8 protein-coding genes are annotated in these 14,407 nt (G+C 46.9%); all 8 read left to right on the top strand.

Annotated elements, in window-relative coordinates:
- The coding region (locus ACJ751_RS23260; RefSeq protein ID WP_407747931.1) for a glycosyl hydrolase family 95 catalytic domain-containing protein at positions 1–1,348 on the top strand (1,348 nt) is incomplete at its 5' end.
- Between the two features lie 44 nt (positions 1,349–1,392).
- On the top strand, positions 1,393–4,008 hold the full coding sequence (gene xyl3A, locus ACJ751_RS23255) for a xylan 1,4-beta-xylosidase (RefSeq protein WP_407747930.1): 2,616 nt from the start codon (positions 1,393–1,395) through the stop codon (positions 4,006–4,008).
- A gap of 48 nt (positions 4,009–4,056) precedes the next feature.
- Entirely contained in the window at positions 4,057–5,589 is a 1,533-nt protein-coding gene (locus ACJ751_RS23250) for an alpha-L-arabinofuranosidase C-terminal domain-containing protein (RefSeq protein ID WP_407747929.1), read from the top strand.
- Between the two features lie 30 nt (positions 5,590–5,619).
- Positions 5,620–7,542: an alpha/beta hydrolase-fold protein gene (locus tag ACJ751_RS23245; protein ID WP_407747928.1), complete on the top strand. Its 1,923-nt coding sequence runs from the start codon at positions 5,620–5,622 to the stop codon at positions 7,540–7,542.
- 27 nt (positions 7,543–7,569) lie between these two features.
- Entirely contained in the window at positions 7,570–9,153 is a 1,584-nt protein-coding gene (locus tag ACJ751_RS23240; RefSeq protein WP_407747927.1) for a glycoside hydrolase 43 family protein, read from the top strand.
- A 4-nt stretch (positions 9,154–9,157) separates the two neighbouring features.
- Positions 9,158–11,671 (top strand): glycoside hydrolase family 9 protein, encoded by a 2,514-nt coding sequence (locus ACJ751_RS23235; RefSeq protein WP_407747926.1) that lies wholly within the window; start codon positions 9,158–9,160, stop codon positions 11,669–11,671.
- A gap of 9 nt (positions 11,672–11,680) precedes the next feature.
- Entirely contained in the window at positions 11,681–12,988 is a 1,308-nt protein-coding gene (locus ACJ751_RS23230; protein WP_407747925.1) for a family 43 glycosylhydrolase, read from the top strand.
- Between the two features lie 383 nt (positions 12,989–13,371).
- Positions 13,372–14,407, top strand: a 1,036-nt coding sequence (locus ACJ751_RS23225; RefSeq protein ID WP_407747924.1) for a TonB-dependent receptor plug domain-containing protein, incomplete at its 3' end; no start/stop codon positions are given.

Raw genomic sequence — 14,407 nt, 5'->3', positions numbered from 1 at the left:
ATGGGACAGTAAATACACCATTAACATCAATGCCCAAATGAATTACTGGCCGGCTGAAAAAACCAACCTGGCAGAACTGCATGAACCTTTTTTGCATATGGTTAAAGACATGTCGGAAGCGGGGCAGGAGACAGCCCGCATCATGTATGGCGCCAGGGGATGGATGGCGCATCACAATACGGATCTCTGGCGTATAACCGGTCCTGTTGACCCCATTTTCTGGGGAATATGGAGCGCAGGCGGAGCGTGGTGCAGCCAGCACCTGTGGGAACATTACCTGTATAGCGGCGATAAAAAGTTCCTCGCATCCGTGTACCCTATTCTGAAAGGCGCCGCCGCGTTTTATGTGGATTATTTAACAGAACATCCCAAATACCATTGGCTGGTGGTAAACCCCGGCACCTCTCCTGAAAATGCGCCGGCCGCACATGGCGGTTCTTCATTCGATGCGGGAACTACTATGGACAACCAGATCGTCTTCGACATCTTCAGTGCCACCATCAGGGCGGCGGAAATAGTACAAAAAGATGCGGCGTTTTCAGATACCCTGAAGCGGATGCGTAGCCGTTTGTCGCCCATGCATATAGGACAATACGGGCAATTGCAGGAATGGCTGGAAGACATCGATGATCCCAACGACCATCACCGTCATATCTCACACCTGTACGGTTTGTTCCCTTCCAATCAAATATCTCCGTACCGCACGCCGGCATTATACAGTGCAGCTAAAAACACGCTTTTGCAACGCGGAGATGTAAGTACCGGGTGGAGCATGGGCTGGAAAATAAACTGGTGGGCAAGAATGCTCGATGGCAATCATGCCTACACATTAATTCAGAATCAGCTAACGCCATTGGGCGTTAATAAGGAAGGAGGTGGCACCTATAACAACCTCTTCGATGCACATCCGCCTTTTCAGATCGATGGCAACTTTGGTTGTACCTCGGGCATTACCGAAATGCTGATGCAAAGCGCTGATGGTGCGGTGCATTTGTTGCCTGCATTTCCCGATGTATGGCAGGCAGGCAGCGTTAAAGGATTGCGCGCAAGAGGAGGTTTTGAAATACAGGATATGGAATGGAACAATGGGAAGCTGGTAAAACTGGTGATAAAGTCCAATATAGGCGGCTCTCTTCGTCTGCGTTCGCCCAATCCGCTGCAATTCACTAATGGTAAGGCCCTGACAAAAGCGACCGGGCCAAACAGGAATCCTTTTTATGGAACCGAAGAAACACCTGAACCCTTGTTGTCGCCACGGGCAACGGTAAATGTCCCTGAATTAAAAGAAACGTGGTTGTATGATATGCCAACAACAGCGGGCGCAATCGTTACACTTGTTGCTCAATAATAATAGTAAGTATATAGATCATAAAAAATGCTTGAATAGTAAAAATGAAATCATATAAAACAACTGGTACCGGTATCGCAATGGCAGCAGCCTTGTTTTTATCAATAAGCGGCTTTGCGCAAAAATTGCCTTATCAGAACCCAAACCTGCCTTCAGAAGAAAGGGCCAAAGATCTGATAGCCCGATTGACTTTGGAAGAAAAAGCCTCATTAATGTTCGATCAATCGCCGGCGATACCCAGGCTGGGCATAAAAAAATTCAATTGGTGGAGTGAGGCATTACATGGCCTGGCCAACAATGATAATGTTACCGTTTTTCCCGAACCAGTTGGCATGGCTGCTTCATTCGACGATTCGCTGGTATATAAAGTTTTTGATGCTACGTCAGATGAAGTACGTGCCAAATATCATGAGGCCATCCGAAGTGGAAAGGAAAACCGGCGTTTTCTCAGTCTTTCCGTTTGGACACCCAATGTCAACATCTTCCGCGATCCCCGCTGGGGCCGTGGCCAGGAAACCTATGGCGAAGATCCGTACCTCACTTCGCGGATGGGCGTAGCTGTAGTGAAGGGCCTGCAGGGCCCCGCCGATGCAAAATACCGCAAGCTCTTGGCCTGCGCCAAGCATTATGCCGTGCATTCTGGTCCTGAATGGAGCAGGCATACACTAAATCTTTACCAGGTAAGGCCCCGTGATCTGTACGAAACTTACCTGCCTGCATTTAAATCGCTGGTGATGGATGCCGATGTACGCGAGGTGATGTGTGCTTACCAGCGATTGGATGATGAGCCCTGTTGCGGCAACAACCGGTTGTTACAAACCATCCTGCGCGATAATTGGGGTTTTAAATATGTAGTGGTTTCCGATTGCGGCGCCATCACTGATTTTTTTACCAGCCATAAAGTATCGTCCGATGCCGTACATGCTTCTGCAAAAGGCGCTTTGGCAGGCACCGATGTAGAATGTGTATGGGAAGGCTATGCATTTAAAAGTCTGCCGGAGGCCGTATCGAGAGGATTGATCAGCGAAAAAGAGATCGACAAACACCTGCTGCGCGTGTTGACAGGGCGTTTCGATCTGGGCGATATGGATGATGATGCATTAGTTCCCTGGGCAGCCATTCCGATGACGATCGTCAATAATGAGGCGCATAGAAAGCTGGCCCTGGAGATGGCGCAGGAATCGATGACATTGCTTCAGAACAGGAATAATATCCTTCCTTTAAAAAAGACCGCAAAAAAAATAGCTGTCATTGGGCCTAATGCCGATAACGATCCTGTGCTTTGGGGAAACTATAACGGGAAGCCGGTTAGAACGATCGATATTCTCCATGGCATCCGATCTAAAATGCCGGACAACAGTGTGTTGTATGATAAGGCATGCGACCTGGTAGAGAACAAGGTAACGCAAAGCTATTTTTCACAATGTTCCATCGACGGTAAAAAAGGGTTTAAAGCCACGTACTGGAACAACCGCGAAATGACAGGTGATCGGGTTATTACCGAACAAATAGCCAATCCGTTAAAACTGACCACTGCCGGCCAACATGAATTTGCCTCGGGTGTTCAACTCGAAAATTTTTCAGCCTTGTATGAAACGGAGTTTGTTGCGGCCAGTACAGAAGAAATAGTGTTTAAGTGCGGGGCAACAGGTTCCATGCAATTGTATGTAAACGGAACAATGGTAAGAAGGACCAATAACTGGCGTACCCTGCTTTCAAGAGTTCCCTACAAAGTAGAGAGTGGCAAAAAATATAAAATAGAAGTACGGTTTGCCCAGTTGAATAACTGGCAGGCAAATATCGAATTTGATTTTGGTAAAGAAGTAGATATCGACTTTAGCGGCCTTATCAATAAACTCAAAGGAATTGATGAAGTTGTATTTGTCGGCGGCCTTTCTACCTTACTGGAAGGGGAGGAAATGCCCGTATCGTATCCCGGGTTTAAAGGCGGCGATCGTACGGATATTCAATTGCCCGAAGTACAACGCAATTGTTTGAAAGCATTGAAAGCGGCGGGTAAAAAAGTAATTTTTGTCAATTGCTCAGGCTCTGCCATCGGGTTGGTGCCCGAAACCGAAAGCTGCGACGCCATTCTGCAGGCCTGGTATGGCGGAGAATCCGGAGGACAGGCTGTTGCTGATGTGCTTTTTGGCGATTACAATCCTTCGGGTAAATTGCCCATTACCTTCTATAAGGATACCATGCAGCTGGCCGGTTTTGAAGATTATTCCATGAAAGGAAGAACGTACCGCTACATGAGTGACCCGCTTTTTCCGTTTGGATTTGGCTTAAGTTATACCACCTTCTCTATAGGTACTGCGCAACTCAGCAAAACAGAGATCAGCAACAATGAAAACATAACGCTTTCCATCCCTGTAACCAATACTGGTAAAAGCAACGGAAGGGAGATCGTACAGGTGTACGTGCGGAAAACAGGCGATAGCGACGGACCGCTTAAAACCCTGAGGGGATTTAAAAGAATAACTGTTCCTGCGAGCAAAACCGCAACGGCGGTTATCAACCTGCCGCCTGCAGCATTTGAGTTTTATGATACCAATTATGGGAAAATGACAGTAGCGGCCGGTGAGTATGAATTATTATATGGTAACAGTTCTGCAGAAAAAGACTTAAAGGTCTTGAAGGTCTCGATTGCACCGTAAGCAAAGCGAAAGGGATACACGATCTCATCTTATATAAACCTATCTCAAATGAAAAAAACACTTTTCACATTATTGATTGTTTTGCCAACATTGCTTGCTGCGCAAAACGCAACCATAAAAATTGATCTAGAAAGAAGCATTGGCGACATTGACCCCCGCATCTACGGGGTGTTTATGGAACCTATTCAGTTTAACGGCAAAAGATTTGGTTTGCCCGATTCTGTGCAGTTCAATACGCTGTATGGAACTTTATACGACCCTTTCTCACCACTGGCGGATGACAATGGCTTTAAGAAAAATTATATGGAAGCCATGAAGGAATTAAAGATCACCAACATGCGCTGGCCAGGCGGGAATTTTTTAATGGGGTATAACTGGCAGGATGGGATTGGTCCCAAAGATCAACGTCCGGCCCGCATTAATCTGGCATGGGGCGGTATAGACAACAATCACATGGGGACGGATGAATGGATGGCATTGAATAAAACAATAGGCAGTGAAAATGTGGTTTGTGTTAACCTGGGTCTCGGCGATATCAAAGATGCCGTTTACTGGCTTGAATACTGCAACTATCCTGGGGGAACTTATTATTCAGACCTTCGTGCCAGGAACGGACATAAAGAACCATACCATGTTAAATTGTGGGACCTTGGTAATGAAGTAGACGGCTATCCATGGGAACTGGGTTACAAAACAGCAGAGGATTATGTAAAAACCGGAAGGGAAGCGGCAAAAGCCATGAAGTCAGTGGATAGCACCATCAAATTGGTGGCATCCGGTTCTTCTTACTATGAACCGTCGGGAATATGGGTAGACTGGAACCGCAAAGTGCTTGAAGGACTGGGCGATAAGATCGATTATTTATCCATACACCGGTATTGGGAAAGATCCGATGATTACTATGCTTACATGGGACAAAGCGCTATGGATTTTGAAGAAAAGATCAAAGTACCGGCAGCGCAGATAGAAACAGCACGGGTAAAAAACGGGTTCAAAAAACCAATTTATATTTCGGTAGACGAGTGGGGACTTATGTCGCGCAATACATTATCTGTACTGCCGGTTGCACAGTGCTTTAATTCTTTCCTGCGCCATGCGAATGTGGTTAAGATGGCGAATTTTACCCTCCTTACCTCGCTGCTGGGCAGTGACACAAAGAAGGGAACTTTTAAAACACCGTTGTTTTATATTTTCAAAGCATTCTCGAACAACTGCCGGGGAATTTCCGTAGACACGCATGTTTCCTGCGACACGTTCAACACGCCAAAATTCAGCGACATTCCTTATCTGGATGTTACCACTACCTACGCTAAAGAAACAAACACTGTTTTCATCAACGTGGTGAACCGCCACAAAGAGAAAGCGATAACTGCCGACATGGTAACCACTTCGGGAAACTTTGCCGGCAAAGCGGAAGCCAGTTTGATTGCAGGTGCTTCCTTGAACGAGGTATATGAATTCGATAAACAGGATCAGTATGTACCCGTTAAAAAAATGGTGGACACCAGGGGAAAGCAGCTTACCTATACGTTTCCACCGCATTCCTTTACTCAGATCAAAGCAGGTGTTATAACAAAATAAGCAGTTCAGTCTTAACAAGAAAATTATCATATGAAACAAATATTGTTTGCCATAGCCATCCTCTTCCTGAGTGTTTCATCTGCCAGTTCACAGGAGCTGGTTAAACAGGCGCCGGCGGGTTTCGATTCATTACGTGCCGATATTCCACATGGAAAGATCGATACCATCAGTTATGCCTCAAAAACCGTGGGGACTACCCGAAGATCACTCATTTATACGCCACCCGGTTTTTCAAAAAAGAAAAAGTACCCGGTTTTATACCTGCTGCATGGTATAGGCGGGGATGAGAAGGAATGGTTGAATGGCGGAAAGCCACAAGTGATCCTCGATAATCTGTATGCTGCAGGCAGAATTGTACCCATGATAGTAGTAATGCCCAATGGAAGGGCCATGAAAGACGACCGCGCCACCGGCAATATCATGGCGCCTGATAAAGTGCAGGCATTTGCTGATTTTGAAAAGGACCTGCTGAACGATCTGATCCCTTTTATCGAAAAAAATTACCCCGTACTGACCGACCGCGAACACCGTGCTATAGCGGGATTGTCAATGGGCGGCGGACAATCGCTGAATTTTGGGTTAGGCAACCTTGACAAATTTGCCTGGGTGGGTGGTTTTTCTTCTGCCCCCAATACTAAAACGCCGGAACAACTGGTGCCCGATCCTGAAGCAGCAAAAAAGCAACTGAAGTTGTTATGGATCTCCTGCGGCGATAACGACAGACTCATCACATTCAGCAAACGCACCCACGATTACCTGTATGAGCACAATGTTCCGCACATTTATTACATAGAACCAGGTGTACATGATTTCAAGGTTTGGAAAAACGGCCTGTATATGTTTTCCCAATTCCTGTTTAAACCGGTGGATAGTTCCACCTTTATGAAATATACTGTTTTGGGAACACCTGCCGCTACAAATGTAAGATCGGCCGGTTACCCGCAGATTCTTCCCGATAACCGGGTTGTTTTCCGGGTCAAAGCGCCCAATGCGCAAAAAGTGCAGATAGACCTGGTTAAGAAGTATGACCTGGCGAAGGATACCGGTGGATACTGGGCCGTTACTACCGATTCCATTAGCGAAGGGTTTCATTATTATTCTTTACTGATAGACGGCGTTGCCCTGGCAGACCCGGCCAGTGAAACATTCTATGGCATGGGCCGTATGGCCAGTGGCATTGAGATCCCTTTTCGGGGAGGCGGCTATTATGCTGTGAAGGAGGTGCCGCATGGCGATATAAGAATAAAAAGATACTATTCCGCAACTACCAATACGTGGCGCCGGCTGTTTATTTACACGCCGCCCGGTTACGATATAACTACCAATGAAAAATACCCGGTGTTATATCTTTTACACGGAGGTGGCGAAGATGAAAGCGGCTGGGCTACGCAGGGACGAACTGATCTTATTTTGGATAACCTGATTGCAGCCAGGAAAGCAAAGCCTATGCTGGTGGTTATGATGGATGGGAATTTCAGCACCGGGATCGCAGGATTCAACGAACAGGCATTAAAAGCATTTGAAGGCGAGTTAAAGCAGAACGTTATCCCGTTTATAGAACAAAACTATCGTGCAGCTACCAATGCTTCTTCCAGGGCCCTGGCCGGTTTATCGATGGGTGGTTTGCAAACCTTGTATGCCGGAATAAAAAATACCGACCTTTTTTCTTACCTCGGTGTATTCAGCTCCGGCTGGTGGGCTAATCAGCCGGCTCTTGCCGGTCCGCAATACGAGTTCATGAAAACCAATGCAGCCACCATCAACAACAACCTGAAAAGTTTCTGGATCGCCATGGGCGGCAAAGAAGATATTGCTTATAGCAACTGCAAGATCATGCTGTCGAAATTTGATGAAATGAATATTAAATACCAGTACAGTGAGTATCCCGGCGGACATGCCTGGCCGGTATGGCGGAATAACCTGTACAATTTTGCCCAGGAATTGTTCAAATGATCATTCTCGAATATTAAAAATACAACCATGTACAGGCGGTTTAATTGGCTTGTTGGAATAATTACCTTGTTCATCTGTTACAGCGGAGAAGCGCAGGAGGGAACAGCCCAAAAGAAAGAAAGTGCTGCACACAATCCCGTTATTTTTGCCGATGTGCCCGATATGTCAATCGTGCGCATAGGCAGCACGTACTATATGAGCAGTACTACCATGCACATGAGTCCCGGCGTTCCCATCATGAAGTCGCAAGACCTGGTAAACTGGAAACTGGTGAATTATGCATACGATACCCTCGCCAATGTGGATGAACTGAACCTGCAGAATGGGAAAAATACCTATGGCCGCGGATCGTGGGCCAGTTGCATCCGCTATCACAAGGGGATGTTCTATGTTTCCACCTTTGCCCAAACTACCGGTAAAACCTATATCTACACCACAAAAGATCCTGAAAAAGGTCCCTGGAAGGCGACCTCGTTTAAACCCGCCTACCACGACCATTCTATATTCTTCGACGATGACGGACGCGTGTATCTGATCTATGGCGCTGGCAAATTGAAATTGATTGAATTGAACAGCGATCTCTCCGGAGTAAAACCCGGCGCCACCGAGCAGGTGATCATCGAAAATGCAAGCGCGCCTGCGGGAAATAATTATGGGTTATTAGCGGAAGGTTCCCAGTTGTTTAAAATAAATGGCAGGTATTACCTGTTCAACATCACCTGGCCAAAGGGCGGGATGCGAACCGTTGTTATTCACCGGGCGGATGCAATAACCGGTCCATACGAAGGAAGGGTAGGGCTGCAGGACCTGGGAGTGGCGCAGGGCGGATTGATAGATACGCCAGAAGGTAACTGGTATGCCTATTTGTTCCGGGATTTTGGTGCAGTAGGTCGTATCCCTTACCTGGTTCCGGTAAAATGGGAAGATGGCTGGCCGGTATTGGGGATCGGGGGCAAAGTTCCCGATACGCTCGATCTGCCTGCCAGCAGCGGATTGATCCCGGGTATTGTGTCTTCGGATGAGTTCGATCGTAAAAAAGACGAGCGGGCTTTACCGTTGGTTTGGCAATGGAACCACAATCCCGATAATACACTATGGTCAGTGACCAAAAGAAAAGGCTACCTGCGGCTTACTGCCGGCCGGGTAGATACCAGCTTCTTAATGGCCAGGAACACATTGACACAGCGCACCATTGGTCCCGTTTGTACAGGCACTGTGGCGCTTGATGTATCCAATATGAAAGAAGGTGACTTTGCCGGTTTAAGTTTGTTGCAAAAGAACTATGGACAGGTGGGTGTTAAGATCATGAATGGCAGTAAAACCATCGTAATGATCAATGCCGGCGCCGGGAGTCCTGTAGAGGCGCAGTCAGTGCCGCTTACCGGGCAACTAGTGTATTTAAAAGCAAGCTGTGATTTTACCAACCGTAAAGACACCGCTCATTTCTATTACAGCCTCGACGGCAATTCCTGGACGCCGATCGGTTCGCTATTAAAGATGACCTATACACTTCCGCACTTTATGGGATACAGATTTGGGTTATTTAATTATGCTACAAAACAAGCCGGCGGATCAGCTGATTTCGACTTTTTTCATATCGCAAACTTCTAACAACATGAAACCTATTTTTACTGTTACCTGGTTGCTTGCGTCAGCGCTTGCGTTTGGGCAAAAGCTGCAATTGAACGATTCAAGCTATTTTGAAACGCGCGGCGTAAACATCTTTGTTTTTAACAACCAGTACAACGGGATGTTCTTCGACGAAAAGACGGCCGGTATTGAATTGATACAACATGGGGTAAGGACCGCCACCGGTGGCGCCGTTCGATTACAAAATACACCCGAACAGTGGGACCTCGTTCCTGCGCTGGTGGATAGAAAGGTTGACCGGCAAAAGCACAGCGTAGAAGTAATGTTGAAGTACGATGAATTTGCCTTTACGTCAAGAATAACGGTAATGCCTAAAGACAATGGCGTAGAGATCAGCGTTTACCTCGATAAACCGGTTCCCGCAAAACTGGAAGGGAAAGCAGGGTTTAACCTGGAATTTTTACCCACTGCCTATTTTGAAAAAAGCTACCTGGTCGACGGTAAAGCAGGCAACTTTCCCTTATATCCGGCCGGTTCAACCATGATCGAAAAGGCTGATCAAAAGATACCCCAGTTTGCAGGATATACCACATTTGATGACAGGGGCAGGGGCGAGTTCATAATACCGCAACCGCTTGCCACCGGTAAAACCATCGTGCTGGCGCCGGAAGATGCAGAAAGGTTGGTAACGATACAATCGGCCGATGCGCCTTTGATGCTTTTTGACGGCCGTAACCTGGCCCAGAATGGATGGTTCATTGTACGCAGCCTGCTGCCTGCAGGTAAAACCGGAAAAGTGCTTACCTGGTACCTGGAGCCCAATGCTATACCCAACTGGAAACGTGCACCCATGATCGCTTTTTCCCAGGTGGGTTACCAGCCGGCGCAGGAAAAAATGGCTGTTATTGAGCTCGACAAAAATGATGCGCCATTACAATCAGCTTCCCTTTTTCAGATCACCGGTAACGGCACGCCTGTAGAAAAATTAAAAGGGGAGATAAAACCATGGGGGCAGTACCTGCGCTATAATTACGTGCAATTCGATTTCAGTGCCGTGAAAGAACCGGGCCTTTATTTTATTCAATATGGTGATCATAAAACAAACGTATTTACGATAGGGCAGGATATCTACAAGGACAGCTGGCATCCCACCCTGGATGTATGGTTCCCGGTGCAAATGGACCACATGCAGGTAAATGAAGCGTACCGCATCTGGCATGGTGTTCCCTTTTTAGACGATGCCTTGCAGGCGCCGGTGAACCATCAGCATTTCGATGGATACCGCATGGGCCCTGTTACCGATACAAAATACAAATCGTACGAGCGTATACCCGGCCTGGCAGTGGGCGGCTGGTTCGATGCCGGTGATTTTGACATTCAGACCGGCTCGCATTGCAGCGCCATTTTAAGTTTTGTTGATGCATGGGAAAAACTAAAGATAACCCGCGATGAAACTTTTATCGATCAGGCAACGCGGTATGTGGATATTCATCGCCCCGATGGAAAGCCAGACCTGTTACAACAGATAGAGCATGGCTCCCTGAACCTGGTAGCGCAGGTAAAAAATATTGGTCATCCTGTGCGGGGCATTGTTGTGCCGAACCTGCATCAATACCATCACCTGGGTGATGCCTCCACTGAAACCGATAACCTGCCTTATAACCCCGCCCTGAAGCCTTATCAAAGTGATGGAAGGACCAGTGGCACAAAGGACGACAGGTGGGCCTTTACCAATCGTAATTCCTTTCTCGACTATCATACTGCGGCAGCCCTCGCTGCTGCGCACCGCGCGTTGAAAGGATACAACGATACCTTATCACAGCAATGTTTGTTGTATGCCCGGCAATTATGGAATGAGAATGCCAGACAGCCTGCAGGCAGCGATACAGGCTTTATGGCCGCTTTCAGAAGGAACACGGAAATGGCCGCGGCCCTGCAACTATTTATCGCTACAAAAGAGGCGCAATACGCCACACGCTTTAAAGAAATGATCTTTCCAACGCTCGACAGATCGTTACAGTTTGGCATGACCGTAGCATTGCAGGCAATTCCCTATATGGATAAGGATTATCAAAACAGGTTGCGTGATTACGTGGTGAAGTTCAGGACCATGAGCGATGATTACAACAAACAAAACCCGTATGGAGTGCCCATGACCGCAAGAGGCTGGGGTGGAAACAGCGCCATCATCAATTGGGCAATAACCAATTATTATGCGCACAACTATTTTCCGGATATAATCGGTACTGAATACGTGTATAAAGGGTTGAACTATATTTTTGGTTGTCATCCTTATCACAACCTTTCATTTGTTTCAGCAGTAGGTACACGCTCCAAAAAAGTAACGTACGGCAACAACAGGGCCGATTTCAGTTATATCGCTGGTGGTGTGGTGCCAGGGTTGTTGGTGCTGCATCCTGATTTTCCGGAGAACAAGGAAGACTGGCCTTTTTTATGGGGCGAAAATGAAGTGGTGATCGATATCTGCGCTTCCTATATTTTTTTATCGGCCGCAGTAAACGATTTGAACAATAAATAAATTCCCGCTATGCGAAAATATATTTTAATGGTATGCCGGTATCTGCTGCTTGTCAGTATTACCATTCAATTACATGCACAAAATCCGCTGATCCGCGACCAGTACAGCGCCGATCCTTCTGCCCGGGTATTTGGGGACCGGGTTTACGTGTATCCGTCTCATGACATCCTGGCTACAGAAGGCCGTGGCCGCATTGGTTGGTTCTGTATGGAAGATTACCATGTGTTCTCTTCGGCCAACCTCACCGACTGGACGGATCATGGCATGATCGTTCAGCAGAACAAAGTGCCCTGGGTTAAGCCGGACAGTTATAGCATGTGGGCGCCGGATTGCATTTATCGTAACGGAAAATATTATTTCTATTTTCCTTCCACGCCAAAAGATACCAGTTATGCACGCGGGTTTACGGTTGGGGTGGCCATTGCCGATAAACCCGAAGGACCTTTTGTTCCACAGCCTGCACCCATCCTCCATGTGCGGGGCATCGATCCAAATGTATTTATTGATAAAGATGGGCAGGCCTACCTGTACTGGTCGCAGGGAAATATCTATTGCGCAAAGCTTAAAGAAAATATGGTGGAGTTGGCTTCCGATCCCGTGGTGTTGGAAGCATTGCCGAACAAGGGATTGAAGGAAGGTCCTTACCTGTTTGAACGGAACGGGACCTACTACCTTACCTATCCACATGTGGAGAACAAGACCGAACGGCTGGAGTATGCGATAGGAAAAAATCCACTCGGGCCTTTCAAAATAACAGGCGTTATAATGGATGAGTCGCCTACCGGTTGCTGGACCAATCACCATTCCATTATTCAGTTTAAAGATCAATGGTACCTGTTTTATCATCATAACGATTATTCACCCACATTCGATAAAGCCAGATCGATCAGGGCCGACAGCCTGTTCTTTAATACCGACGGCACTATACAAAAAGTAACGCCTACTTACAGGGGAATAGGGGTAACAAATGCCAATACGCAAATACAGATCGACCGGTACAGCCGGTTAAGTGATAAAGGCGCATCCATTTCTTTTCTTGATACCGCCAGTAAATTTCAGGGCTGGAAAACGGTGCTGGAAGCAGCCGGGGCCTGGGTACAATACAACAGTGTAGATTTTGGGAAGAAAAAACCAAAATCCGTTACTGTACGCGCCCTTTCACCGGCAGGCGGCAGGTTGCAAATAAGGGTACAGGGTATTGACGGCCCGGTGCTCGCAGAGATCCCGATTGCTGCCGGCAATGAATGGCAATTGGTAAAAGCCTCTTTGTTACAATTTAAACCGGGTTTGCAGAACCTGTTTGTTATCGAAGGATAACAATCAAATAGCAATTGACTGGACAAGTTTTGAATAGCGAAAAATTCGTTCCACTGAACATATGAACGAAAAGTTTACACAAATGAGCCCTTGATCTTTTTATTGCTTAACTAACTTTGAACGTAACGATTGTATAAATTTTCCGGAACTGATACTGTTAGCCGCTAACGATCATAATACCAAAACTATCTTTTAACCATTAACTGCTGCTATATGAAAAAAGTTACCTGAACATCACTTCACATCGTTTTTTAATTACTACTTCACATTAATTGAAGGCTTAAGACATGCTGAGCTGGCCTGGCACGATACTGCTGCCGGGGCCAGACGGACTCCTATTTAATACTTTAAACTACGATATGGAAAATTTTAACCGAGACCTTTTGTCTCGCAGGGCTTGCTTTGTCTTAAAAAGCCTGCTGGCAATTACCCTGAACGTGCTGGTGTTCACATTGATCTCGCTGCCCTCGCTGGCGGATGAGGTCCACAAAACTGCAAACGACCACTTTGCATTGATCATAACCGGGAAAATAACAGACGACAAAGGTCTTCCCCTCGGCGAAGTGACCATTGCTGAAAGTGGTACCAATAATATCACTATGTCAAACGCAGATGGTACGTTCACCATCACTGTTGTAAATGAAAAAGCTGTACTGGTTATTTCCCATGTGGGCTATACAGCGCAGGAAATTGCTGTCAAAGGCCGGAAACGGATAGACGTTAGATTGGTGCTTTCTTCCCTGTCATTGGATAGTACCATTGTGGTCGGTTACGGCCGGCAGAAAAAGCAAAGCCTGGTAGGCGCCATTTCACAGGTAAAAGGAGATGTACTGCAAAGAGCAGGGGGCGTTTCAAGCCTGGGCGCCGCGTTAACGGGAAATTTACCCGGGGTAATAACCGTTGCCACGCAGGGAACGCCAGGCGGCGAAGATCCGAAGATCTATATCCGGGGACAAAGCACCTGGAATAACAGCGATCCCCTAATCCTTGTAGATGGCATTGAACGTCCGATGAACAGCGTTGACATTGGTTCTGTTGAAACTATTTCCGTTTTGAAAGATGCCTCCGCTACAGCCGTTTTTGGCGTTAAAGGCGCCAATGGGGTTATCCTGATCACCACAAAACGTGGTAGGGAAGGCAGGGCCGAAATTCGTTTTACCGGCAACGCTACCGTGAAAGTTCCTTCCAAACTGGCAAGTAAATACGATGCCTATGATGCCATAAAAGTGCGTGATCAGGCTATTGAACGGGAATTGGGTATTTCTCCATCCTCCTGGTATAGTTATGTGCCATACGGCGAACTGGATAAATACCGGCATCCGGCAAACCAGGCCGAAGCGGAGCGTTACCCGAACATTGACTGGCAAGACCAGTTGGTGAAGAAACACGTAATGTCTTACAACGGCAGTCTGAATATCT

It is taken from the genome of Niastella sp. (assembly GCF_045805085.1).
Lineage (GTDB): Bacteria > Bacteroidota > Bacteroidia > Chitinophagales > Chitinophagaceae > Niastella.
Note: the sequence above shows the minus strand (reverse complement) of the source record. Positions and strands in the feature narration are given on the sequence as shown.